This is a genomic window from Rhodoferax sediminis (assembly GCF_006970865.1).
Lineage (GTDB): Bacteria > Pseudomonadota > Gammaproteobacteria > Burkholderiales > Burkholderiaceae_C > Rhodoferax_A > Rhodoferax_A sediminis.
Window position 1 is genome coordinate 570830 of sequence record NZ_CP035503.1, and the last position, 22968, is coordinate 593797.

At 66.2% G+C, this 22968-nt stretch carries 22 protein-coding genes; 7 read left to right on the top strand and 15 right to left on the bottom strand.

What is annotated here, in order from left to right; all coding sequences use genetic code 11:
* Nucleotides 1-91 precede the first annotated feature (91 nt).
* The 13 genes from EUB48_RS02740 to gspG all read right to left on the bottom strand — a co-directional run bounded on the left by EUB48_RS02740 (nt 92) and on the right by gspG (nt 13446).
* Nucleotides 92-1864 (bottom strand): ABC transporter ATP-binding protein/permease, encoded by a 1773-nt coding sequence (locus EUB48_RS02740; RefSeq protein WP_142817511.1) that lies wholly within the window; start codon nt 1862-1864, stop codon nt 92-94.
* Nucleotides 1861-2772, bottom strand: coding sequence for a 5'-nucleotidase (locus EUB48_RS02745; RefSeq protein ID WP_142817512.1), 912 nt, complete (start codon nt 2770-2772; stop codon nt 1861-1863). Before EUB48_RS02745 ends, EUB48_RS02740 begins: the two co-directional genes overlap by 4 nt.
* A complete protein-coding gene (gene gspF, locus EUB48_RS02750) occupies nt 2773-4005 on the bottom strand; it encodes a type II secretion system inner membrane protein GspF (RefSeq protein WP_142817513.1) in 1233 nt (410 codons plus the stop codon).
* Between the two features lie 127 nt (nt 4006-4132).
* Nucleotides 4133-5521 (bottom strand): GspE/PulE family protein, encoded by a 1389-nt coding sequence (locus EUB48_RS02755; protein ID WP_142817514.1) that lies wholly within the window; start codon nt 5519-5521, stop codon nt 4133-4135.
* A 9-nt stretch (nt 5522-5530) separates the two neighbouring features.
* Nucleotides 5531-7864: a type II secretion system secretin GspD gene (gene gspD / locus EUB48_RS02760; RefSeq protein WP_142817515.1), complete on the bottom strand. Its 2334-nt coding sequence runs from the start codon at nt 7862-7864 to the stop codon at nt 5531-5533.
* A gap of 4 nt (nt 7865-7868) precedes the next feature.
* Nucleotides 7869-8669: a type II secretion system protein N gene (gene gspN, locus EUB48_RS02765; RefSeq protein ID WP_142817516.1), complete on the bottom strand. Its 801-nt coding sequence runs from the start codon at nt 8667-8669 to the stop codon at nt 7869-7871.
* On the bottom strand, nt 8669-9160 hold the full coding sequence (gene gspM / locus EUB48_RS02770) for a type II secretion system protein GspM (protein WP_142817517.1): 492 nt from the start codon (nt 9158-9160) through the stop codon (nt 8669-8671). The genes gspN and gspM overlap by 1 nt, the downstream gene beginning before the upstream one ends.
* Nucleotides 9157-10395: a type II secretion system protein GspL gene (gene gspL / locus EUB48_RS02775; protein WP_142817518.1), complete on the bottom strand. Its 1239-nt coding sequence runs from the start codon at nt 10393-10395 to the stop codon at nt 9157-9159. The genes gspM and gspL overlap by 4 nt, the downstream gene beginning before the upstream one ends.
* 65 nt (nt 10396-10460) lie before the next feature.
* Nucleotides 10461-11531 (bottom strand): type II secretion system minor pseudopilin GspK, encoded by a 1071-nt coding sequence (gene gspK / locus EUB48_RS02780; RefSeq protein ID WP_274595963.1) that lies wholly within the window; start codon nt 11529-11531, stop codon nt 10461-10463.
* Nucleotides 11528-12205, bottom strand: a complete 678-nt coding sequence (locus EUB48_RS02785; RefSeq protein ID WP_142817519.1) for a PulJ/GspJ family protein — start codon at nt 12203-12205, stop codon at nt 11528-11530. Before EUB48_RS02785 ends, gspK begins: the two co-directional genes overlap by 4 nt.
* Nucleotides 12205-12567 (bottom strand): type II secretion system minor pseudopilin GspI, encoded by a 363-nt coding sequence (gene gspI / locus EUB48_RS02790; protein WP_142817520.1) that lies wholly within the window; start codon nt 12565-12567, stop codon nt 12205-12207. Before gspI ends, EUB48_RS02785 begins: the two co-directional genes overlap by 1 nt.
* Entirely contained in the window at nt 12564-13031 is a 468-nt protein-coding gene (locus EUB48_RS02795; protein ID WP_142817521.1) for a type II secretion system protein, read from the bottom strand. Before EUB48_RS02795 ends, gspI begins: the two co-directional genes overlap by 4 nt.
* The gene (gene gspG, locus EUB48_RS02800) at nt 13006-13446 is read right to left on the bottom strand and encodes a type II secretion system major pseudopilin GspG (protein ID WP_142817522.1); all 441 of its coding nucleotides are present in this window, start codon (nt 13444-13446) and stop codon (nt 13006-13008) included. The genes EUB48_RS02795 and gspG overlap by 26 nt, the downstream gene beginning before the upstream one ends.
* Before the next feature lie 56 nt (nt 13447-13502).
* On the opposite strand from gspG, the gene EUB48_RS02805 reads away from it, so the two are divergent.
* The gene (locus tag EUB48_RS02805; protein WP_142817523.1) at nt 13503-13943 is read left to right on the top strand and encodes a general secretion pathway protein C; all 441 of its coding nucleotides are present in this window, start codon (nt 13503-13505) and stop codon (nt 13941-13943) included.
* A gap of 65 nt (nt 13944-14008) precedes the next feature.
* Here EUB48_RS02805 and ilvA read toward each other — a convergent pair whose 3' ends face one another.
* A complete protein-coding gene (gene ilvA, locus EUB48_RS02810; RefSeq protein WP_142817524.1) occupies nt 14009-15559 on the bottom strand; it encodes a threonine ammonia-lyase, biosynthetic in 1551 nt (516 codons plus the stop codon).
* 367 nt (nt 15560-15926) lie between these two features.
* Between ilvA and EUB48_RS02820 the strand changes: the two genes are divergently transcribed.
* Nucleotides 15927-16376, top strand: a complete 450-nt coding sequence (locus EUB48_RS02820; protein ID WP_142821060.1) for an OsmC family protein — start codon at nt 15927-15929, stop codon at nt 16374-16376.
* A 9-nt stretch (nt 16377-16385) separates the two neighbouring features.
* Here EUB48_RS02820 and coq7 read toward each other — a convergent pair whose 3' ends face one another.
* Nucleotides 16386-17003, bottom strand: a complete 618-nt coding sequence (coq7, locus tag EUB48_RS02825) for a 2-polyprenyl-3-methyl-6-methoxy-1,4-benzoquinone monooxygenase (RefSeq protein WP_142817525.1) — start codon at nt 17001-17003, stop codon at nt 16386-16388.
* Between the two features lie 288 nt (nt 17004-17291).
* On the opposite strand from coq7, the gene EUB48_RS02830 reads away from it, so the two are divergent.
* The 5 genes from EUB48_RS02830 (at nt 17292) to EUB48_RS02850 (ending at nt 22941) form a co-directional block, all read left to right on the top strand.
* Nucleotides 17292-18401: a porin gene (locus EUB48_RS02830; protein WP_142817526.1), complete on the top strand. Its 1110-nt coding sequence runs from the start codon at nt 17292-17294 to the stop codon at nt 18399-18401.
* A 288-nt stretch (nt 18402-18689) separates the two neighbouring features.
* Nucleotides 18690-19793, top strand: coding sequence for a hypothetical protein (locus EUB48_RS02835; RefSeq protein ID WP_142817527.1), 1104 nt, complete (start codon nt 18690-18692; stop codon nt 19791-19793).
* 80 nt (nt 19794-19873) lie between these two features.
* Complete coding sequence (locus EUB48_RS02840; protein WP_244618311.1) at nt 19874-20635, top strand: DUF3047 domain-containing protein; 762 nt, start codon at nt 19874-19876, stop codon at nt 20633-20635.
* Nucleotides 20636-20728: 93 nt separating this feature from the next.
* Nucleotides 20729-21709 (top strand): ABC transporter permease, encoded by a 981-nt coding sequence (locus EUB48_RS02845; RefSeq protein WP_142817528.1) that lies wholly within the window; start codon nt 20729-20731, stop codon nt 21707-21709.
* Nucleotides 21709-22941 carry a M20 aminoacylase family protein gene (locus EUB48_RS02850; RefSeq protein ID WP_142817529.1) on the top strand — a complete coding sequence of 411 codons (1233 nt, stop codon included), beginning with the start codon at nt 21709-21711 and terminating at the stop codon, nt 22939-22941. The genes EUB48_RS02845 and EUB48_RS02850 overlap by 1 nt, the downstream gene beginning before the upstream one ends.
* Nucleotides 22942-22968 lie beyond the last annotated feature (27 nt).

Sequence of the window (22968 nt, forward strand, 5' to 3'; positions counted from 1 at the left end):
TTCGAGATTTAGAACCGCAGATTCTCCGACGCTATTTTCCCGCACCTGAAGCCGGCCATCCTGCCAGGGCCTTGGCGTCGGCGCCCTGCGGTCAACTCGCGCTTTCCTTGATCTGGTACAGCGACGGCGCGCCCTCGGGGCGTTTTTCCAGCGTCCATCGCTGGCTGTGCAGCGCGCTCAAGGCCGGTCGATGCGCTATTGAAACGATAGCGCCACCCGCATGCTGTACTTGGGCCAGAAGCCTTTCATACACTTGTTTTTCGGCTGGCTCGTCGAGTGCGCTGGTGGCCTCGTCGGCAAAAATCCACTTGGGTTTTTTCAGCAGCACGCGCGCGATCGCCAGGCGCTGCTGCTCGCCGCCCGAGAGCTTCTGGCTCCACGCGTCCTGCGTATCGAGCTGCGTCGCCAACTGCGGCAGCAGGGCATCGGTCAGGGCCTGGCGCAGCGCCGCGTCGGTGTACTGATCGGCCGGCAGGGGATAGGCCAGCGCATCGCGCAGCCGGCCATTGGGAAAATAGGGACGCTGCGGAATGAACATCGAATCTGCGGGCTGTTCCACCCGGCCGCGGGCAAACGGCCAGATGCCGGCAAAGGCGCGGAACAGCGTGGACTTGCCGCTGCCCGAGGGGCCCTTGATCAGCACGCTGTCGCCGGCGCGCGCGTGCAGGGTGACGTCCGAGAGCAGCACCGTGCCGCCGGGCAGCGCCAGCGTCAGGCCGTGCGTGGCCAGCGTGTCGGGCGCTACGGAATTCGTAGCCCCCAATGTAGACTGGGTCTGGGCTTGCGCCGCCATGCTCTCCTCAAAACTGGTCAGGCGGTCGGCCGTGGCGCGCCAGGCGGCCAGGCTGCTGTAGTTGTCGACAAACCAGCCCAGCGAATCCTGCACGCGGCCAAACGCGGAGGCAATCTGCATCAGCTCGCCGAGCTGGATGGCGCCGCTGAAAAAGCGTGGCGCCGCCACGATGAACGGAAACACCACGGCCGCCTGGCCAAAAAAATTGGTGAACCAGACCAGGTTTTTTTGCGCCTTGAGCAGCTTGAGAAAGTTGGACAGCACGCTGGAAAAGCGGCCGTCGAGTTGCGCGCGCTCCACGGCCTCGCCCTTGTCCAGCGCGATTGATTCGCTGTACTCGCGCACGCGCACCATGTGGTGCCGGAAATCGGCCTCGTAGCGCTGCTGCAGGAAGTTGAGCCGGATCTGCGGGCGGCCAATGTAATGGGTCGCGACGCTGCCCGCCATGCAGTACAGCACCGCCATCCAGACCATGAAGCCGGGGATGTTGTAGCTGCCGCCGTCAAATTTGAACGCAAAGCCGCCTGACAGGCTCCACAGGATGCCGACAAAGCTGGCCAGTGTGACGACTGCGTTGAGCAGCCCCATCGTGAGTGAGATGGTGTAGCTGGTGAACAGGTTCAAGTCTTCCTGGATGCGCTGGTCGGGGTTGTCGGGCGTGGCCCCGGCGTCGCCGGTAAAGCGCGCCAGCTCGAGCTGATAGAACGCATGATGGGCCAGCCAGCGCTGCAGGTAGTGGCCCGTCATCCAGGCGCGCCAGCGCAGCTCCAGCAGCTGGGTCAGGTAGAAGCGGTACACCGCGATGAGGATGAAGGCGAACGCGAGGTAGGTGAAGCGCCCGAGCTGGGTCCAGAACACAGGTTCGTTCTTGTTCTGCAGTGCGTCGTAGAACAGCCGGTTCCAGTCGTTGAGCAGCACCAGCATGTACACCGCCCCCAGGTTCAGCAGCACGATGGCCACCAGCAGGCCACGCGCCTTCCACTTTTCTTCGGACTGGAAATAGGGCAGCGACAGCGCCCAGACCTTGCGTGTGAAGACCTTGAAATCGGTGATTTTGGTGGACAGGCTCATGTGGCGGGACCCTTGATCTGGTTCGCCACTCCGCTGACCACATGCCCGGCGGGCACGTGCTGCGCGGCGGAATTGACGTGGCCGGTCTGATCATCAAAAAAGAAGTCGGGTTCAAATTCGCGCAAAAATTCTCCTTTCGGCAGGCCGCCGAGAAACATGGCCTCGTCGATCTCGATGTTCCAGTTCATCAGGGTGCGGATGGCGCGGTCATGCGCCGGGGCGCTGCGCGCGGTGACCAGCGCCGTGCGGATGCTCATCGTGGCCGTGCCTTCCTTCTGCAGCCGGTGCAGCGCCTGCAGCAGCGGCTTGAACGGGCCGGGCGGCAGGGGCTTGCCCGCGTGACGTTTCTCATGGCTCTGGAAAGCCTCCAGCCCCGCGCGCTGGAACACCTGCTCAGCCTCGTCGGAGAACAGCACGGCGTCGCCGTCGAAGGCAATGCGCACTTCGTTGGGATAGGTGTCGCGCGCCTGCACCGAGCCGGTGTGCACCGTGGCGGCGGCGAATCCCTGGTCCAGCGCGGCGCGCACATCACCAGGGCTGGCCGACAGGAACAGGTTGGCCTGCAGCGGCCGCAGATAACCGTAGGGTGCGCGGCCCTTGGTGAACACGCCCCGCTCGATCTCGAGCCTGCTGGCCTGCGCGGAGCGGAACACCCGCAGACCCGACACCGGGTCGTTGCGCGACAGGATCACCACCTCCACGCGCTTGGCATCGCCATTGAAAGCCAGCAGCTTTTTCACCAGCGAAAACGCCACACCGGGGCGGGCAGGCTGCTCCAGCCGCTCGAGCTGCAGCCGCATGTAGGCGCGGTCGTCGCCCTGCTCGAAGAGTTCGTTCTCCTGCTCGAAGTCGAACAGCGCGCGCGATGAAATCGCCACCACCAGCTGACCGTCAAGCGAGGCGGCCATTTATTTCACCAACTGGTTGAGCTCGATGATGGGCAGCATCACCGCCAGCACGATCAGCATCACCACCAGCCCCATCGCCACGATCAGCAGCGGCTCCAGAATGGTCGCCAGCTGCATGGCGCGGCGCTGCACCTCGGCGCCGAGCTGGCTGGCGGCGCGGGCAAGCATCACCGGCAGCTGGCCGGTCTGCTCGCCGAGCCGCGCGAACATGCTGACCAGCCCCGGGAAGCGCTTTTTCTGGCCGATCGCGGAGGCCAGCGGCGCGCCCTCGCGCACCAGCACCAGCGCGTCGAGCGCATCGGCGCGCATGGCGCGGTTGTTCAGGGTTTCGGCGGCGGCCTGCAGTGCCTTGAGGATGGGCACGCCGGCCGCTGCGAGCATGGCCAGCGTGCTGGTGAAGCGCGCCGCGTTGTAGCCGCGCGCGAGTTTGCCGAGCAGCGGCAGGTTGAGCCACGCAGCATCGAATTTTTCACGAAATGCCTCGTTTCTCAAGGCCACACGGGCGCCAATAGCTATCAAAATAAGAGCAATCAGCATGAACCAGCCGTAGTGCCTGACGAAATCGCTGATGGCCAGCATGGCCACCGTGAGGAACGGCAGCGCGCGCTTGGAGCCGGCAAACACATTGGCGACCTGTGGCACCACATAGCCCACCAGGAACATCACGATCACGATCGCCACCAGCGTCACGATGGCCGGGTACAGGGCCGCGCCGATCAGCTTGGCCGTGAGCGCCTGCTGTTCCTCCAGATCGTCGGCGAGACGCTCCAGCACCAGGCCCAGATGGCCGGTTTGCTCGCCGGCGCCGATGACGGCGGTGTAGATCGGCGAGAACTCGCGCGGGTGCTGCGCCAGCGCCCTGGCAAACGGGGCGCCGGCGTTGACCTCGGCGCGCAGCGAGGCGACCAGGTTGCGCTGGGCCTCGTTCTCGGCCTCTTCGGTGAGCGCTGTCAGGGCCCGCTCGAGCGGCAGGCCGGACGACACCAGCCCGGCAACCTGGCGCGTCCAGATCGCCAGCCCGGTGGCATTGAAGACGCGCGGGGTGAACAGCGTGGTGCCCAGTCCCAGGCGGCCCGCACCGGCCGCAGCGCCACTGCCGAGCGGCTCCACGGACAGGGGCACCAGCGACTGCACGCGCAACAGGCCACGCGCCGAGCGCGCCGTGTCGGCCTCCATCACGCCCTTGCGGATCTGCCCCTGGGCGTCCAGTGCTTCGAAAGAATAGGCGGGCATGGCGGTCTCGTTACGCAGCGGCAAGCGTGCGGGCCATCGGCCGCCGCGCCGGGCCGCCCCAAGCAAGGCCAGCCCCCTCGGGGGGCAGCGTAGTACACGAAGTGACAAGCGTGGGGGCCATATATTTTCAGTCGCGGGTGACGCGCACCAGTTCTTCGCGCGAGGTGATGCCCGTTTGCACCAGTCGCTCGCCGTCGTCGCGCATCAGGGTCATGCCGGCCTTGAGCGCGGCCTCACGGATCTCGGCCTCGGCCGCGCGGTTGTGGATCTGCGCCCGGATCGCGTCGTCGGTGACCAGCAACTCAAACACGCCGGTGCGGCCTTGGTAGCCGGTGTGGCCGCAGTCGGCGCAGCCGGCGCCGGCGCAGGACTTGCACAGCTTGCGCACCAGCCGCTGCGCCAGCACGCCGAGCAGCGACGAGCTCAGCAAGAACGGCTCCACGCCCATGTCGGTCAGCCGCGTGACCGCGCTGGCGGCGTCGTTGGTGTGCAGCGTGGCCAGCACCAGGTGGCCGGTGAGCGAGGCCTGGATGGCAATCTGCGCGGTCTCGAAGTCGCGGATCTCGCCGATCATGATCACGTCCGGGTCCTGCCGCAGGATGGCGCGCAGGGCCTTGGCAAAGGTCAGGTCGATCTTGGCATTCACCTGGGTCTGGCCGACGCCCGCCAGCTCGTACTCGATCGGGTCTTCCACCGTCATGATGTTGCTGCGCGCCGCGTCCAACCGGCTCAGCGCCGCATACAGCGTGGTGGTCTTGCCCGAGCCGGTGGGGCCGGTGACCAGGATGATGCCGTGCGGCTGCGCGATCAGGTGCTGCAGCCGGGCCAGCGCATCGCCCTGCATGCCGACCGATTCCAGGCTCAGCTTGGACTCCGACTTGTCGAGCAGGCGCAGCACCGCGCGTTCGCCATGCGCGCTCGGCAGTGTGGAGACGCGCACGTCGACGGCGCGGGTGCCGATGCGCAGGCTGATACGGCCATCCTGCGGCAGGCGTTTTTCCGAGATGTCGAGCTCGGCCATGATCTTCAGGCGCGAGATCAGCGCTGCGTGCAGCGCACGGTTCGGCTGCACCACTTCGCGCAGGCTGCCATCGACGCGAAAGCGCACGCTGGAATGGCGCTCGTAGGGTTCAATGTGAATGTCGCTGGCGCCATCGCGCGCGGCCTGCGTGAGCAGCGCGTTGAGCATGCGGATGATGGGCGCGTCGTCGGAGGTCTCCAGCAGGTCTTCGATGGCGGGCAACTCCTGCATCATGCGCGACAGGTCGGCATCGCCCTCGACCTCGCTTACCACGGTGGCGGCGCTCGATTCACCCTGGGCGTAAGCGGCGCTGATGCGCTGCGCCAGCGCGGGCGCATCGGCCTGCTGCACCGAGCGCACCGCGTACTTGCGCATGACCTCGCCCCAGGCGCCCGGGTCGGGCTGGCCGGTGTGCCACAGCGTGCGGCCCTGCCCGTCGTCCTCCAGCAGCAACTGGTAGGTGCGTGCAAAGGCATAGGGCAACGGGTAGCGCATGGGTCGCCGTTAGCGTGCGTAGGGCTGGGCCGGCGTGGGCTCACCCAGGGGCGTCGGCGCGGGCGCCGTCGTGACGTTGGACGCGCCCGCGACACCGGAGGAACCCGTCACGTCCTTCTGCGTCGCTGACGCCGGCGCGCCGCCCCAGGTGCCCGACAGGCCTGGCGCCAGCAGGGGGCGTGCTGCCGGCTGCCTGCCTTGTGCGGGTTTGGGCAGGGGCGCCATCACGGGGGCCTGGTTCACGGGCACCGTCACGCTCTCGGTCGGCTGCGCCGATTGCTGCACGCCGCGCATCAGGTCGTAGCGGTCGAACGACAGGGCATTGCTGTCGGCACTGTTACGCACCACCACCGGACGCAAAAACACCATCAGGTTGGTTTTCTTGCGTTCACGGGTGTCGCTGCGAAAGAGGGCGCCCAGCAGCGGCACGTCGCCGAGCCCCGGCACCTTTTGCTGGTTGCCGGAATAGTCGTCCTGCAACAGGCCGCCCAGCACCACAATGTCGCCGTCGTTGACCAGCACCGTCGATTCAATGGATCGCTTGTTGGTGGTGGGCCCGTTCAGGTTGGCCAACGTGCCGGCCTGGATCGAAGACACCTCCTGGTAGATGGTGAGCTTGACGGTGCCGTCTTCACTGATCTGCGGCTTCACGCGCAAGGTCAGGCCCACGTCCTTGCGTTCCACTGTCGTGAACGGATTCACCGAGCCGTTGCTGGTGTTGGCGTTGGTGTACTGGCCGGTCACAAAGGGCACGTTCTGGCCCACCACGATCTTGGCTTCTTCGTTGTCCAGCGTCAGCAGCGTGGGGGTGGACAACACGTTGCCGTCGCCCGTGCTTTGCAGCAGGTTCGCCAGCGCGCCCAGCACGAACAGGCCGTTGATCTTGTGCGCGATGCCGAAATTACCGCCGGCCGAGGAGGCGGGAACGGTGCCGGCCTGAACGCTCGAAGCCAGCGAGAAGATGTTGGTTCCTCCCACCGTGAAGTTGGTGCCCAGCACGCCCACGTTGCTGCCGCTGTTTTTCCCCAGCAGGGATTGCCATTGAATGCCGAATTGCGCGGCCTTGTCGGTGCTGACTTCGGCAATCAGGCTTTCCACCAGCACCTGTGCGCGCCGGCCATCGAGCTTGTCGATCACGGCGCGCAGCTGGCGGTATTGCGGCTCGGGCGCGGTGATGATCAGCGAGTTGGTGGCCGGATCGGCCTGGATCTGGCCCCCGGTGGAGGGTTGGGCGCTGGCCTGGACGGTGGCTCCTCCTGCGGTCGATGCGCTCATCATGCCGGCGCCGGCCGCTGCCGGCGCGGTGGTGGCGGCGGTCGACAAGCCGCCGCTGGCGCTGGCGGTGGTGGAGCCGCGCGCCTCGCCGGACAGTGCCGCCCTCAGGGTTGCCGCCATCTTGGTCGCGTCGGCGTTCTTGAGGTACACCACATAGATATTGCCCGCTGGATTGCTGCCGTCCGCGCCCGGGCGGTCCAGCCGCTCCACCAATGATTTGACCAGCGCGACGCGTGCCGGATTGGCGGCGCGCAGGATCAGCGAATTGCTGCGCGGCTCGGCAATCAAGGTGGTCTTGAATGACGTGTCGGCCTGGCCCTGGCCGGCCGCTGCCGGTGCGCCGCTGGTTTCGACCAGCCGCAACACCAGCGGCGCGAGGTCGGTGGCGATGGCGTTTTTCAGCGGGATGATTTCCACGTCGGAGGCATTCGAGACATCCAGTGCCGCAATGATGCGGCCGATGCGCTGCAGGTTGTCGGCGTAGTCGGTGATCACCAGCGAGTTGTTGCCGGGGTTCACGTTGATGGTGTTGTTCGGACTGATCAACGGTCGCAGCACGGGCACCAGGTTGTTCGCCGTCTCGAAATTGAGCCGGAAGATCTTTGTGACGATCTGGTTGCCGGCCGCCGTGACCGAGCCGCCCCGGTCGGACACCGACACGTTGGTGGACTGCAGCTTGGCGTCGGCCTCCGGCACCACCTTGTACAGGCCCTCGGTGTCGATCATGGTGTAGCCCTGCAGCCGCAGCGCCGCCAGAAACTGGTTGAGCGCGGCCTTGGCGCTGACCGGCTTGTCCGTCACCAGCGTGATGGTGCCCTTCACGCGCGGGTCCACTACCACGTTGCGCCCGCTGATGGCGGCCATGGTGCGCGCCACCGCGTCGATCTCGGCATTCGCGAAGTTCAGCGTGACCGGCTCGCCCGGCCTGATCGGGGCGCCGGCGGCAGAGAGTTCGTTGGGCTGCTGGGCCGCTGCCAGGCCGGGCAGGCCTGCCAGCGCGGCCAGTACGGCCAGCACGGAAAGGGGCAGGCGGGCCGACGGCAGACTGCGGCGAAAGGGACGATTCATGCGGTTAACCCACGGTGATGATGGAGCGCGCGCCGCTGCGCCGTCCGATGATGTTCAAAAGGTTGGATAGCGCGGCCTCGCGCTCGGGCGCGGCGCTGGCCACGCCATTGAAGTGCAGCCGCGAGCCGACCCACTGGCCCGTGCCGGCGAGCTGCAGGCTGCCTTCCAGCGTCTCCAGCTTGAGGGTTGGCGTGGCGCCTCCGTTGAGTGTCATGCGATAACTGCCCATGGGTTTGAGTGTTGACAGGCGCGATGAGAGCCCGGTGGCTTCAAGCTGGGCCTGACCTGCCACGCCCAGCCGGCCTTCGACCCATTCTACTGAAAGGGCCTTCGTGGACAGCGCCAGCGTGCCCTCGGCTTGCACGGTATTCCAGGGGGCGCCCAAACCGGCGAGCATGGCCGCGGGCCACTGCGACTGCCCGTCGGCCAGCGCCAGCTGCGCGCCGCCCCAGCGCGGGCTGATGCGCAATTGCACCGGCTGCCGGGTGCAGCAGGGTGCCTCGACACGGGCCGCGAGGGCGCGCCAGCCGGGTCGCAACTGCCACGACAGCCGCCCCGGCAGCGCGAGTGCCACATGGCTGCCGGCGCCGCCCGCGAGCACCAGCTGCGCCGAGCCGTTCCAGACCGTGCCGCGCGCCTGCGCCAGCACCACATGCCCGCCGGTGCGTAGCTCGACCAACCGCGCCAGCCAGTTCGCGGGCGCAAACACCAGCGTGGCCACCAGGGCGCCCAGGATCAAACCGCTGGCGGCCCACGACCAGGGGCTGCCGGCGTGGTAGGCGGGTGTGGAGCGGCGGCGCGGCATTAGCGGGACGGCAGGCTCAGCACCACGGTGCCGTCCCAATTGGCGGTGCCGGTGCTGGCGCCCTGGCGCGTCAGCCGCGCATCGGTGGGCAACGCGCGCGCGTTGACGCGGGCCTGCGCCAGCCACGGTGCCAGCACATCGGCGGGTACGCCCTTGAAGGTGACGGTAGCGCGCTCGCCCACGACGCCCAGCTGGGCGCGGCTTCCCAACGCCTTGACCGAGGCCTGCAATGCCCGCATCGCCTCGTCGTAGCCGAGCCGGGGCTGCGCCTGCAGCGCCTGGGCCTGGGCTTGCAGGCTTCTCATCTGCTCGAGTTCGCCCTGCAGGCTGCGGTGCTGGGCGCCGGCGGTGCGCACGGTTTGCAGGGCAGGGGCCAGGCACAGCCACCACAACACGGCCGCGGCCACCAGCACCAGCGCGCCGCGCACCAGGGTCCGCTCGCGTGCAGCCAGCGCGTCCCAGCGCGCCTGCATGGCTGGGGCGAGCTTCATTGCGCCGCCTCCGGCCGCACCAGCAGGCTGTCGCCCTCCAGGCGGGCCACGTAACCGGCCGCCTGCAGCTTGCGGTTTGCGTTCGTGGTTTCGGTGGGATTCAGGTCCAGGCCTTTGACACGAATTTCGCCAGCTACGAATTCAATAGCGTTAACGCTTTTATTGGCCGGGGCTGCCGTGCTTAAAGCCCCAAGAAGGGATTCAAGGTCGCGGCCCGACGCGGCTCCGGTGGCCTGGCGCAGGGCGGCGACTTCGCGTTCCATTTGCACCGGGGCATCCACCACCACGCGCACGTTCGGGAAGGTCTGTGTCAGCGCCGTGCGCACTGCCGTGCGTTCCTGTTCGAGCGTGCTTCGTTCGCGCCAGGCCCAGGCGTTCAGGCCCGCCAGATTCGCCAGCAGCAGCAGCCCGAAGCCCCAGCGCACCGCGCGCCATTGCGGCGCCCGCGCCAGCGCCTGCCAGTACGTGCCGAGTCGCTTCATGGCACGGCTGCGGCCTGAGTTGGCCAGCTCGAATTGCGCCAGATCCCAGGGCGAGGCCGCCGCCCGCAGCCAGCGCTGCGCGGGCTGCTCCAGCCTGACCTGGCGCTGCAGCAACTGCTCGGCCAGTTCGGCGACGGCGGGTTCGGCCGCGACTTCGGTGGCGCTCGCATCGGGGTCCGTTGACAGGGCCAGCGCCACACCGGCCCGGCTCAACGGCAGCACGGTGACGCCGCTGTGCGTGCTCAGGCCCGTCATCACCAGACGGGCCTCTTCGGGTGTGCCCACGGCATGCAGCGACAACTGCGGCGCGGGCGACATGTCGGGGGCGAATTCGGGCACGATACGCGAGACCGGGCGCTTGGCCGCTTCCAGTGCGCCGATGGCGCCGCGCAGCCAGGCCTTGTCGCACGCGGCGACCCAGACCGTGGCGCCCGCACGCGCCTGCGGCTGCACCGCAAAATGCAGGGCCTGCGGGTCGTCGAGCAGGCGCTCCTCCAGCAGGCCGTCCAGTACCGCGCGCAGGCGCGCCGAGGTGCCACTCGTGCCGGGGGGCAAGGTGACGCGCTGCCAGGACAGGGCCGCGATCGGCACCACCGCCACCACCTCGCCATTCGATTGGGCCGGCTGCGGCAGCAGCGCCACGGGTGCGCTGGCGGCACTGGCCGGTGCACGCTTGTCGGGCGCAAGGACATAGCCGTACAGCGTGGCAGGGCCGGCAGGCTCCAGCGGAAGGTAAACGATCAGGGATGACATGGATTTAGCGGCATTGTAGAGAGCCGGCGCGGCGTGGTACCGCCGGGAGGCCGGGCGTGGCGCGCTCAGTTCGTGGAGGGTGTCTGACCCGGCAGCGCGGGCGGAACCCCGCGTTCGCGCCACAGCACGCGCACGTCCAGCCCCTCGCGCTGCACCACCGAGCGCTCCTGCACCACTGTCTGGTTCAGTCGCAGCCGTCCGCGCACCTCGAAAAAGCGTGAAGACACCCCGTGCTGGTCGGCGTTCAGTGCGCCTGCCGCCGCGCCCAGCAGTTGGGCGGCATCGGCCAGCGTGGCGAAGTGCGTGCGATCGCGCTGCGTCACCAGTTTCTGCGCATCGGCCATCTCGATCCCGGGGATGCAGGCGTACAGGACCTCGGCGCTGGCGGTATTGAGGTTGACCGGCGTGCGCACCGGCAGCAGCGTAATGTAGGGACGCAGCGCCGCCAGGGTCGCGGGCGCCAGGCCCAGCCACACCAGTTGCCCGACGCGCTGCGGCAGCAGCGGTGCGAGCGCGTTGTCGCTGTTGTTGGCCGATGCCGTGGTCGGCGTGGTGGGGGTGCCGGTCGTGCTGCCGGTGGCTGCAGAAGTTGCCGCGGTAGCCGCGGTCGCAGCGCCGTTTGATGCCAGCAGCAGGTTGTCGGTCAACACGCTGAGTTGCGCCGGCGCCAGCCCCAGCACGCCAAAAAGCCGCTCGAAGGCCAGTTGCGCTGGTGCCGAGACCTGGCCGTTCTGCACCAGGTTGGCCACGTTCAGGCGCGATTGCAGGTCGATCATCTGGCCCGATAAAAATGCGTTCTGCGCGTCGTCGCTGTCGTCGGCATGGCCCCCGGTATTGTTCTGGTCGGCCGCCAGAAAGGTGGACAGCCGCGCCTCTTCCAGCGGCACGGCCCAGGGCTCGGCCAGGTAGTCGGCGCCGCCCGAGCGGGCGTCCTCGCGCAGGATCAGCCGGGCCCAGTCGAGCGCGCCGACCAGCACCCAGCTGGATTGCACGCGCGCGCGCTCGGCCGCTTCGACCTCGCTGGCGCGCCACTGCTGCCACATCGCCGCCGCGGCGAACGTGGCCACCAGCGTTACGGTAAGCATGGCCATCAGCAGCGCCGCGCCGCGCTGCGTGGGAGCGCCGAGTGCTTTCACGACTTGTTGCCGCCCAAAGTGGGGCGCACCCAGTCGCGCGTGAGTGTGCCACTCAGGGCCTGGCCGGGCGGCAGCGTCAACACCAGGCGCACGCCATCGGGCGCGCTGGCATTCGGCGCGCCCTGGGCCAGCGCAACCGGGTTGACCGCCATGCTGGTGCCGTTGCTGGACAGCGGGTTGGTCCAGGCATCGCTGCGGAAATAAAAAATCTGCCAGTCCAGCAACGGCGTGATCGCGACCTCACGTTTTTTTTCCTCGTCGCCCGGGTTCTGCGCCCACAGCGTCGCCTCGGCCCAGGCATTCGCCAGGTCGCCGCGGGTGCGCAGCGGCGGCGATTGCCAGCGCAGCCACTGCCCCGTGCCATTCACGTCGCGGCGCGACCAGGCCACCACCAGCATGCCGTCACTGACATTGGGGGCGGGCCGCGTCATGCGCAGCACGCGGCCGTCCCAGTCGAGGGCATTGACCTGGGGCAGCTGCATCAGCGCGTTCAGGTCGTCCGTCCATTGATCGAGGCCGGCCTGCAACGTCAGCACCTCGTCCGCGCGCTGCCGTGTCTGGGCCTGCGCCCGCGTCATGCCGTCCAGTCCGCGCCAGCTCAGCACCGCCATCACCGCCATGATCGAAATCGCCACCAGCAGCTCGATCAGCGTGAAACCACGCTGGCGCCGCATCAGAATCTCCCCACGATGGTGGACAGGCGCAGCACCGGTGTTGCGCCATCGAACACCTGCGCATCGACGCGCTGAAAGCTCGGATTCGGTGTCGGGCGCACCGAAATGGCCACGTCGAATGGGTGCCCGGCCTGCTCGCAGGTCACGCTGGAATCACCCACGCCGGGCATCTGGCGCAGCAGTCGCACCTTGACCAGTTCGTTTTCGGCGCACAGATGGGCCAGCAGGATGTCGGACTGGCGCTGTGCATGGGTGGTCAAGGCCATCGTGGCCTGCGTGCCCGCCGCCAGCGCAATGGCGACGATGGTCAGCGCCACCAGCACTTCGATCAGCGTAAAGCCCGAAGCGGCGGCGCGCTTCATGGCGAACCCCTAGGCCGGACCGCAAAGGGCCGCAGCCCGTCCGTGCTCACGCGCAGCGACTGCGTCGGATGGTCTGCGCTGCCCAGCACCACTTCCTGCGGGCCGATGATGGGCTCCGGCCCGAGCGTGAGCAAGGCCTGGCCGCCGACCATCGTGGTGGCCTGGCTGACCTGCGTGTCGGCATGGAGCCAGTATTCGGGCAGCGACTGCGGCGCCGCGCCGTCGAACTGGAAACCCCCGGGGGTGGTGTGCCAGACGATGGCTACGCCGCTGGTGCGCGACTGGGCGCGGCCCGACTCCAGCAGCGCCGCCAGCCGCTGCGCCTCGCGCTCCAGCTGGGTTTGCGACGAGTCGCGCATGGCAAAACTCACCCCGGCTGAAGCGACCGCGATGATGGCCACCACCACCAGCAGCTCCAGCAGCGTGAAGCCCTTCTGACTACTGCCAACTGCCAATGTCCGCATTCTTGCCCTCGCCGCCCGCCTTGCCGTCGGCGCCGAACGACATGACGTCGATCTCGCCTTTCACGCCGGGGTTGAGGTACTGGTAGGGGTTGCCCCAGGGGTCGTTCGGCAGCTTGTCCAGGTACGGCTTCCAGTTCGGCGGAATCGGAGGCGCGGTGGGTTTGATGATGAGGGCCTGCAGGCCCTGTTCGGCACTCGGGTAGCGCTGGTTGTCGAGCCGGTACAGCTTGAGCGCCTGCATCAGGTTGTTGATGTCGGTGCGCGCGGCCGTGACGCGCGCGTCGTCGGCGCGCTCGAGCACATTCGGCACGATCAGCGCGGCCAGCACGCCGATGATGACCAGCACCACCATCAGCTCGATCAGGGTGAAGCCGGCCTGCACGCGCTGGCGCAGGTTGGGGGGAAACAGTGTCATGGTGTGGTTGCTCGTCGTGTGCCTGAAGTCGGATTCGCTTCAATGATAATCGCCGCATGCCGATGAATTCGCAGAGAAGGTGGTGGTTGCGCAGTGTCACACTGATGGTGTGGGCGCTGGCGGCGGCCAGCGCGATGTTCTGGGGGCTCAAGTTCGTGCCGGCACCGGGCGCCCCCGCGGCGCTGCCGATAGCGGGGAGCGAGGTCGCGACGGCAGACCCCACCGCCGTGGCACGCCTGCTCGGCGCCAACCCGGCGGCAGCGCCTGCCGCTGGCGCTGTCAGCCGCTACAAGCTGCTGGGCGTGGTGGCGGACCGCGGCCACAGCGGTGCCGCGCTGATCGCCATCGACGGCAAGCCGCCCAAACCCTATCGTGTCGGCGCCCCGGTGGATGACGGCTTGCTTTTGCAGTTCGTGGCGCCGCGCCGCGCGGTGCTGGCCGCCGGCATGGATGCACCGGCCAGCGTGACGCTGGACTTGCCGCCGCTCAAGCCGTAACCGGCCTGCGCGTGAAGAACTGGACCGCGAGCAGGGAATGCCTGGTCGGGGCCATGCCATATCGGTCAAGGGGTCTGCAAGAACAGCCGGTACACCGGGTTGCCAGTTTCTTCGACCCAGGGGTAACCCAGCGTGTCGAGGAACCGCTCGAAGGCCGGGTTGTCGTTGGGGGGCACCTGCAGCCCGACCAGGATGTGGCCGTAGTCGGCGCCCTGATTGCGGTAGTGGAACAGGCTGATGTTCCAGCCCGGCCCCAGCAGGTTCAAAAACTTCATCAGCGCGCCGGGCCGCTCGGGGAATACAAAGCGCAGCAGCCGCTCGTCCTGCGCCAGCGCCGAGTGGCCGCCCACCATGTGGCGGATGTGCTCCTTCGCCAACTCGTCGTGCGTCAGGTCCAGCGTGTCGAAACCGTGCTTGTTGAAGTTGTCCGCAATCCTGGGCGACTCGCCCTTGCCGTGCGTGGTCAGGCCGACGAACACATGGGCGCGCGCCGCGTCGCTGATGCGGTAGTTGAACTCGGTCACATTGCGCGGGCCGCCCGGCAGCTGGCCGACCGCCTCGCAAAAGCGCCGGAAGCTGCCTTGCTCCTCGGGAATCGTCACAGCGAACAGCGCCTCGCGCTCCTCGCCCACGCCGGCGCGCTCGGCCACGAAGCGCAGGCGATCGAAGTTCATGTTGGCGCCGCACAAAATCGCGGCGTAGGTTTCGCCTTTGGTCTTGTTCTTCGCCACGTACTGCTTGATGGCGGCCACCGCCAGCGCGCCGGCCGGCTCGACGATGCTGCGCGTGTCCACGAACACGTCCTTGATGGCGGCACAGACCGCGTCGGTATCGACCGTGATGAACTCGTCGACCAGCCTGCTGGCAATGCGGAAGGTTTCCTCACCCACCAGCTTGACGGCCGTGCCGTCCGAGAACAGGCCAACGTCCGGCAGGGTCACGCGCTTGTGGGCCGCGACCGACTGCATCATCGCGTCGGAGTCGTTCATCTGCACGCCAATCACGCGCACCTCGGGGCGCACCGCCTTGATGTAGTTGGCCACCCCCGAGATCAGTCCGCCGCCGCCGATCGCCACGAACACCGCATCCAGCGGACCCTGGTGCTGGCGCAGGATTTCCATCGCAATGGTGCCCTGGCCGGCGATCACGTCCGGGTCGTCGAATGGATGGACGAAGGTCAGGCCCTGTTCTTTTTCGAGCGTGACCGCATGCGTGTAGGCATCGGAATAGCTGTCACCAAACAGCACGACCTCGCCGCCGAGCGCCTTCACCGCCTCGATCTTGAGCTGCGGCGTGGTGGTCGGCATCACGACCACGGCGCGCGATCCGAGCTTGTGTGCGGCAAGTGCCACGCCCTGTGCGTGATTCCCGGCCGAGGCGCAGATTACGCCCTTTTGCAGCTGCGCGGCGCTGAGCTGCACCATCTTGTTGTAGGCCCCGCGCAGCTTGAAGCTGAACACCGGCTGCTGGTCCTCGCGCTTGAGCAGCACCCTGTTGTGCAGGCGCCGGCTCAAGGTTTTGGCGGGCTCCAGCGCCGACTCGATGGCGACGTCGTAGACGCGCGCCGTGAGGATTTTTTTCAGGTAGTCGCCGGGTTGCAGGTGCTTGGTGCTCATGGAGGGCCAATGATAAGCGGCGAGGATGAAACACCCCCGAAGCGCCTGCGGCGCCTCCCCCTCAAGGGGGCGATACCAGCGGCCCGGCAAAGCCGGTTCCGCGGTATCCCTGGCATCTGGCTGCGCCGGTTTCATGGGTCGCGGAAGGCGCTTGAGTACCGTGGAAAACTGATGAGGGGCCAAAAAAACGCCCCGGACCTTGCGATTCGGGGCGTAATCCATCTTTTCAGAGGATGGAGGAGACAACCGGTGCACCAGGATTCTGATGCGTTGGGTACAGTGTAGTCCTGTTTTTGTTGCGTTGCACCATCGGGGCCGTCGCACATGAGACTTTTTTGGCAAATTTGGATGAGGAGATGACGACATGATGGAATGTCTTGTGAGCTGGACCGGCGCGACCGGCGCGCGCTCGGGAATGGGTTTTGTGGCCGAAACCGGCAGCGGGCATGTGCTCGCCATGGATGGCGCGCCCGATGCCGTCGCGCCCGCCAACGGCGGCCAGAACCTGGCGCCGCGCCCGATGGAAACCGTGCTCGCGGGCACCGGCGGCTGTACCGCCTACGACGTGGTGCTGATCCTCAAGCGCGGCCGCCACGATGTGCGCGGCTGCACCGTCAAGCTCAACGCCGAGCGCGCCGAGGTCGATCCCAAGGTATTCACGAGCATCAACATGCATTTCACCGTCACCGGCAAAGGCATCCCGGCGCAGGCGGTAGAGCGCGCCATCGCCATGAGCCACGACAAGTACTGCTCGGCCAGCGTGATGCTCGGCAAGACCGCGGTCATCAGCACCAGCTTCGAGGTGATCGAAGTGTGAACGTGAGGCTCAGATGTAATGCGCCGTCGTCGTCATGACCCTGGCGGCGGTCTGCATCAGCGCCTTCACCGGCGCCGGAAACTCCAGCGCGCCCGCGTCCTTGGCCTGTGCGGCATGGCGCGCTTCATCGTCGCGCATCTGCACCACGATGGCGCGTGACGCGTGGTCGCCCGCGGGCAGCCGCTCCAGGTGGCTTTGCAGGTGCGCCTCGACCTGCCGCTCGGTCTCCAACACGAATCCCAGGCTGACGCGGTCGCCCAATCGTCCGGCCACCAGTCCCATCGCAAAGGCGCCGGCGTACCACAACGGGTTCAGCAGGGAAGGCCGCGCGCCCAACTCGTCGAGCCGGCCTTTGGTCCAGGCCAGGTGATCGGTTTCCTCGCGCGCGGCCGCCTCGAAATGGGCACGCAACCCGGCGTCGCGGGTGGCCAGAGCCTGCGAGGCGTACAGCGCCTGGGCGCAGACCTCGCCCACATGGTTGACCCGCATCAGGGCGCCGGAGTGATGCTTTTCCGAATTCTCGAGTTGGGTCGCGCCGGCGGGCAGCACGGGGCAGGGCCGGGTCGCGCGCGGCGTGGCAAATAGGGTGCGCAGGGCCGCATCCGCGGCCGTCAAAAATGGGTCCATACAGTTTTCTCCAGCGTGGCGCGCTCATCCGGCGGTCCACAACCTGCAGTTTAAGCCGTGCGCGCGTAGCGCCACTGATGGCCGATGGTGTTGCGAGATGTCCACGGCTCATCGGCAAGATGTGGCGTCATTGCAACGAAATAGCTCGTCGAGGTAGTTTTTGGGTGAATTCCTTTGCCCAACATCGCCGGGTCTGGTGCAATAGCTACAACTTCCCAAAAGGAGGTTGGCCCGGGGAACCGAACTTCTCTCGCCGGTGCCCTCTGTTTAACCTTGGAGAAACTCGAAATGAAAAAATCCCTAGTTGCTCTGGCTGCACTCGCTTTTGTCGGTGTGGCCTCTGCTCAATCGTCCGTCACGCTGTTTGGCGTGGTTGACGCTGCTTACGAACACGTCAGCGGCAGCGCCCTGGCCGGCTCCGTTAACGGCCTGGTGCAAGGCGCCAACAGCTCCAGCCGTCTGGGCTTCCGTGGCACCGAAGACCTCGGTGGTGGCCTGAATGCAGGTTTCTGGCTCGAAGCCGGCCTGAACAACGACAGCGGTTCTGGCGCCAACACCAGCGCAAACAACCAGACGTCCCAGAACAGCGGTGGTGGTCTGACCTTCAATCGTCGTTCCACCGTCAGCCTGGCTGGCAACTTCGGTGAAATCCGTTTGGGCCGTGACTACACGCCGTCGTTCTGGAACGACACCATCTTCGATCCGTTCGGCACCGTGGGTGTCGGCGCTGCGACCAACGCGACCATCGCTCTGGGTGGTGCAAATGGCATTCAAACGACCGTGCGCTCGTCCAACAGCATCGGCTACTTCCTGCCGGGCAACCTGGGCGGCTTCTACGGCCAGGCCATGTATGCCATGGGTGAGAACAGCTCCAACGCTACCGCGGGCGGCTTCGACACCAGCAAAAATGGCAACGTTATGGGTGGGCGTATTGGCTATGCCAACGGCCCTCTGAACGTAGCCGCGAGCTACAGCCAGACCAAGATTGCGGCTTTGGACAACTACAAGAAGGCCAACATCGGTGTTTCCTACGACCTCGGCGTCGTGGCCCTGATGGCTCAGTACAACCAGGAAAAACTGGGTGCTCCTGGCGCGTTTGGCGCCGAGAAGAACACCACCTGGCTGCTGGGCTTGAACGCACCGGTCGGTCCTGGCAACATCGTGGCTTCCTACAACCGTGCCAAGTTTGACAACAACGCTGTCAAGGCAGACCAGTATGCTCTGGGCTATGTGTACAACCTGTCCAAGCGCACCGCTTTGTACGGCACGTATGCACACGTCAAGAACAACGGCACGTCCGCCAACGTGACCGCTGGTGCTCTCGCCGGCAACGCCGGTGCCTCTGGCGTCATTGGCAGCTCCAACGGTTTCGACCTCGGCCTGCGTCACACCTTCTAATCACACGCTGGCCTTGTGCCAGTGCTGATTCAGAAATCTTGAAAGCCACCAGCCCTCGGGCTGGTGGCTTTTTTTCGTTGGCGGGGCTTCACTACGCTGTTGGCTCAGGAAGCGCGGGCAACGTTCAATTCGGGCTGAGCCCTACGTGGCGCCAGGCCCCCTGCTGGGGGCGATCCTGCCAGCCTTTGCCGCGGGTGAACATATCGGCAAGGGGCTCGTTCAGGTGTTGCTGCGAGTTGCTGCTAAATTAGCAATTGCTATATTTACGACAACAAACGACAATGAACGATGAAAACATTCGACGACATTGAAGTGCGGCGCCCGGGCATCGCCCGGAGCTATCTCGCGCTGCTTGGCGCTCAGCCCGGACGGCCGCTGGCCCTGTTTGCCCCGCGACGCGTCGGCAAAACGTTCTTCCTTGACCACGACCTGGCTCCCGAGGCGAAGGCGGCGCGGCTGTTGCCTGTCTATGCCGACCTGTGGCTGCACAAGTCGGCCCCGCTGGAGGCGGTGAACCATGCCCTGGAAGAGGCTCTGGACGATTTGCTGGTTCCGGACAGCTATGTTGGCAAGGTGGCCAGGACCCCGGTGAAGAAGATGGGCCTTCTCGGTGCCAGCGTCGACCTTGGCGATGAGCCGCACCGCCGGACTTTGCCACAGGCTGCTGCCCTGCGGCTGGATGCGCTTGTTACGCGGCTGGCCCGGCAGCACAAGGGCCAGGTCTTGCTGATGCTCGATGAGGTTCAAACCCTCGGTGATGCGCCGGACGGTGTCTCCATGGTGGCAACCTTGCGCGCTGTGCTCCACAAACGGCGCGAGGAAGTCTGTGCCGTCTTTACGGGTTCCTCGCAGGAAGGCCTGGCCCGGCTCATGAACACCGCAGGGGCGCCCATGTATCAGTTTGCACAAATTATCGATTTTCCCATTCTCGGGGATGAGTTTCTGCGCTTGCTCGCAGAACACTTCGGCAAGGTTCATCGGGGTAAAAAGCTCGAGCTGGGCGAGTTGCGCGATGGGTTCAGGCAAATCGGCTTCAAGCCGGCACTCATGCGCGACGTGGTCAAGGCCATGTCGGCTGAGGGCATCACCGATGTCAGGCGCGGGGTCGAAAACTATATGGCCAGCGATCATCAGGTGTCCATCTGGTTGGCGCTCCTGAACTCGGTCGATGCCTTCGATCGGGGCGTGCTGGTTGCGGTCGCCGGGGGCCAACCCCCGCTGAGCCAGGCCACGTTGAAGAGGCTGACGGCGATTCCCGGCGCGAAGCCGACGATATCCAAAGTCAGGTCGTCCATCGAGAAATTGAAACGCGGCGGCCTCCTGTCGAAAAATGCGCTTGGCTTGACGATTGATGACCCTCTGTTCGCAGAGTTCTTGCAGAAGCGGGGATGATGGCGGCGCGTGATGGAAGTTGCACATATGAGGGCAGCAGCGTAGTGAAACTCTTTGTCGGAGGTCAAGGCAGATGCGCCGTGCTGTCCAGTAAGTGCGGGCTGGTGTTCGTTGCATTAGCCGCCCTGGTGGCCTGTTCGTCGGTGCCGACGGGCGACGCCCACCTGGCAACCAGCCCTTGGGCCATGGCTTCTTCCAGAACCGCCCCTACCAGTCCGTGGCAACATCACACGTTTCCCGGCAAGCAGGCGACGCAATTTGCCTACGCCCGCGAGGAGGGGCGCGACGCCGTGGCTGCCCACGCGGTATCGTCTGCCAGCATGCTGAGGCACAAGCTGCGCATTGAGCCAGCCGATCTGGGCAGTGTGCATTTCTCGTGGAAGGTGCCGCAACTGATTGCGCAGGCCGACATGGCGGTGCGTGAGAGCGACGATTCGCCAGTACGCGTCATTCTGGTTTTTGAGGGCGACCGCGCCGCATTTTCTGCCAGGAACGCGATGATGTCCGAACTGGTGCGGGCCTTGACCGGTGAAGAGCTGCCCTACGCCACGCTGATGTATGTATGGGACAACCAGCGCGCGCCGGGCAGCCTGATCGTGAGCCCACGCACCGACCGCATCCGCAAGCTGGTGATGGAGTCGGGGCCTGGCAGGCTGGGCCGCTGGATGGACTATGAGCGCGATGTCCGCGCCGATTTCGAACAGGCCTTTGGCGAGGCGCCCGGCGCCCTGGTCGGCATTGGCGTCATGACCGACACCGACAATACCCGATCCACCCTACAGGCCTGGTACGGACCCGTGCGGCTGCTACCTGCCGGCGCCACTGCTGCGCGGGCACCATAGCGCGGCGGCAGTGGGCCTCGGGGCCTCAAGGAAACCCCTGTGTCGGCACGCCATATGCTCTGCTAGTATCCCCCGGTACTTCTTCTTTGGCTGATGTTTGCTTTTATCCTGCGCCGCCTGATTCAAGCCGTGATCGTGATGGTCGTGGTTGCCCTGATTGCCTTCATGCTGTTCCAGTATGTGGGCGACCCGGTCATGCTCATGCTGGGGCAGGACGCCTCACCGGCGCAGCGAATGCAGCTGCGCGTCGATCTGGGGCTGGACCGGCCGTTCATCGTGCAGTTCTGGCATTTCCTGGTGAATGCGGTGCAGGGCAATTTCGGCCTGAGCCTGCGCCTGGGCGCCAAGGTCTCGCGCCTGATTGGCGAGCGCTTTCCGGCCACGCTGGAGCTCTCGCTGGTGGCGGCCGTGCTGGCGCTCTTGATCGGCGTGCCCATGGGCGTCTATGCGGCGCTGCGCCGCGGCACCTTCACGAGCCAGCTGTTCATGATGTTGTCGCTGCTGGGGGTGTCGCTGCCCACCTTCCTGATCGGCATTTTGCTGATCCTGTTTTTCTCGGTTGAGCTGGGCTGGTTTCCGAGTTTCGGGCGCGGCGATGTCACCAAGTTCGGCTGGTGGAGCAGCGGCCTGTTCACCCTGGACGGCTGGATGCACATGGTGCTGCCGGCCATCACGCTGGCCATCTTCCAGCTCACGCTGATCATGCGGCTGGTGCGCGCCGAAATGCTCGAGGTGCTGCGCACCGACTACATCCGGTTTGCACGCGCCCGCGGCCTGTCCAATCGCGCCATTCACTTCGGCCACGCACTCAAGAACACGCTGGTGCCGGTGATGACCATCACGGGCCTGCAGCTTGGCGGGCTGATTGCCTTTTCCATCATCACCGAGACCGTGTTCCAGTGGCCCGGCATGGGCCTGCTGTTCATCCAGGCTATCACCTTTGCCGACATCCCGGTGATGGCGGCCTACCTGTGTCTGATTGCGCTGATTTTTGTCATCATCAACCTGATCGTCGATCTGCTGTATTTTGTGGTGGATCCCAGGCTGCGCGTTGGCAACGCCGGAGGCCACTGATGCTGGCACCCCGCTTGAAGGCGAATGGCCGCGCCTTTGCCCAGATCACCGAGTTTCACCCCGAGCTCACGGCGTTCCGCCGCGATCTGCATGCGCACCCCGAGCTCGGCTTCGAGGAGCTTTACACCGGTGGGCGCATCAAGGAGGCCTTGAAACTGTGCGGCGTGGACGAGATTCATACCGGCATCGGCAAGACCGGCCTGGTGGCGCTGATCCGCGGTAAACACCACGGCAGCGGCAGGATGATCGGCCTGCGCGCCGATATGGATGCCCTGCCCATGACCGAGTACAACGACTTTGGCTGGAAATCCGCCAAAACCGGGTTGATGCATGGCTGCGGCCACGACGGCCACACCACCATGCTGGTGGGCGCGGCGCGCTACCTCGCCGCCACGCGCAATTTCGACGGCACGGCCGTGCTGATCTTCCAGCCCGGCGAAGAGGGCTTTGCCGGCGCCCGCGTCATGATCGAGGACGGCCTGTTCGAGCGTTTCCCGGTGCAGGCCGTGTATGGCATGCACAACTGGCCTTCCATGAAACCGGGCATGGTGGGCGTCAACCCCGGCCCCATGATGGCGGCGGCCGACCGCATCACCATCGAAATCACGGGTCGCGGCGGGCATGGCGCGCACCCCTACATGACGATCGATCCGGTGCTGGTGTCCGCCCACATCATCACGGCCGTGCAAAGCATCGTCTCGCGCAATGTGCGGGCGATCGACAGCGCCGTGATTAGCGTGTGCGCCATGCATGCGGGCGACCTGGGGGCGTTCAGCGTGATCCCCGGCAAGGCCACGCTGGTGGGGACGGTGCGCACGTTCAACTCCGAGGTGCAGGACGTGATCGAGCATCGCCTGCATGACCTGTGCAGCGCCGTGGCGCTGGGCTTCGGCGCCTCCGCCAGTGTGAAATACGAGCGCATGTACCCGGCCACCATCAACTCGGCCGATGAGGCGGAGTTTGCCGCCGACGTGGCCGAGTCGCTGCTGGGCGCCGACCGCGTGGTGCGTGACCTGGAACCGAGCATGGGCGCGGAAGACTTCTCGTTCATGCTGCAGGTCAAGCCCGGCGCCTACCTGCGCATCGGCCAGGGCGCCGAGAACGGCGTGGGCAGCTGTTTCCTGCACAACAGCCGCTACGACTTCAATGACGACATTCTTCCGCTGGGCTCGGCGCTGCACGCCAGTCTGGTGGAGCAGGCCATGCCGGTGCGCCCGTCGGCGGTATCGTGACCCCGATTCTTTTCTTTCTTGTCCCAA

Bases quoted from the DNA above. Each gene is read 5' to 3' on its own strand.
- EUB48_RS02805 (WP_142817523.1), top strand. From the start codon at position 13,503: ATGCCGATGAATTCGCAGAGAAGGTGGTGGTTGCGCAGTGTCACACTG.
- EUB48_RS02740 (WP_142817511.1), bottom strand. From the start codon at position 1,864: ATGAGCCTGTCCACCAAAATCACCGATTTCAAGGTCTTCACACGCAAG.
- gspL (WP_142817518.1), bottom strand. From the start codon at position 10,395: ATGTCATCCCTGATCGTTTACCTTCCGCTGGAGCCTGCCGGCCCTGCC.
- EUB48_RS02795 (WP_142817521.1), bottom strand. From the start codon at position 13,031: ATGCGGACATTGGCAGTTGGCAGTAGTCAGAAGGGCTTCACGCTGCTG.
- gspI (WP_142817520.1), bottom strand. From the start codon at position 12,567: ATGAAGCGCGCCGCCGCTTCGGGCTTTACGCTGATCGAAGTGCTGGTG.
- EUB48_RS02845 (WP_142817528.1), top strand. From the start codon at position 20,729: ATGTTTGCTTTTATCCTGCGCCGCCTGATTCAAGCCGTGATCGTGATG.
- gspG (WP_142817522.1), bottom strand. From the start codon at position 13,446: ATGACACTGTTTCCCCCCAACCTGCGCCAGCGCGTGCAGGCCGGCTTC.
- EUB48_RS02755 (WP_142817514.1), bottom strand. From the start codon at position 5,521: ATGCGCTACCCGTTGCCCTATGCCTTTGCACGCACCTACCAGTTGCTG.
- EUB48_RS02830 (WP_142817526.1), top strand. From the start codon at position 17,292: ATGAAAAAATCCCTAGTTGCTCTGGCTGCACTCGCTTTTGTCGGTGTG.
- EUB48_RS02745 (WP_142817512.1), bottom strand. From the start codon at position 2,772: ATGGCCGCCTCGCTTGACGGTCAGCTGGTGGTGGCGATTTCATCGCGC.
- EUB48_RS02850 (WP_142817529.1), top strand. From the start codon at position 21,709: ATGCTGGCACCCCGCTTGAAGGCGAATGGCCGCGCCTTTGCCCAGATC.
- EUB48_RS02835 (WP_142817527.1), top strand. From the start codon at position 18,690: ATGAAAACATTCGACGACATTGAAGTGCGGCGCCCGGGCATCGCCCGG.
- gspF (WP_142817513.1), bottom strand. From the start codon at position 4,005: ATGCCCGCCTATTCTTTCGAAGCACTGGACGCCCAGGGGCAGATCCGC.
- gspN (WP_142817516.1), bottom strand. From the start codon at position 8,669: ATGCCGCGCCGCCGCTCCACACCCGCCTACCACGCCGGCAGCCCCTGG.
- coq7 (WP_142817525.1), bottom strand. From the start codon at position 17,003: ATGGACCCATTTTTGACGGCCGCGGATGCGGCCCTGCGCACCCTATTT.
- gspM (WP_142817517.1), bottom strand. From the start codon at position 9,160: ATGAAGCTCGCCCCAGCCATGCAGGCGCGCTGGGACGCGCTGGCTGCA.
- ilvA (WP_142817524.1), bottom strand. From the start codon at position 15,559: ATGAGCACCAAGCACCTGCAACCCGGCGACTACCTGAAAAAAATCCTC.
- gspD (WP_142817515.1), bottom strand. From the start codon at position 7,864: ATGAATCGTCCCTTTCGCCGCAGTCTGCCGTCGGCCCGCCTGCCCCTT.
- EUB48_RS02820 (WP_142821060.1), top strand. From the start codon at position 15,927: ATGGAATGTCTTGTGAGCTGGACCGGCGCGACCGGCGCGCGCTCGGGA.
- EUB48_RS02785 (WP_142817519.1), bottom strand. From the start codon at position 12,205: ATGCGGCGCCAGCGTGGTTTCACGCTGATCGAGCTGCTGGTGGCGATT.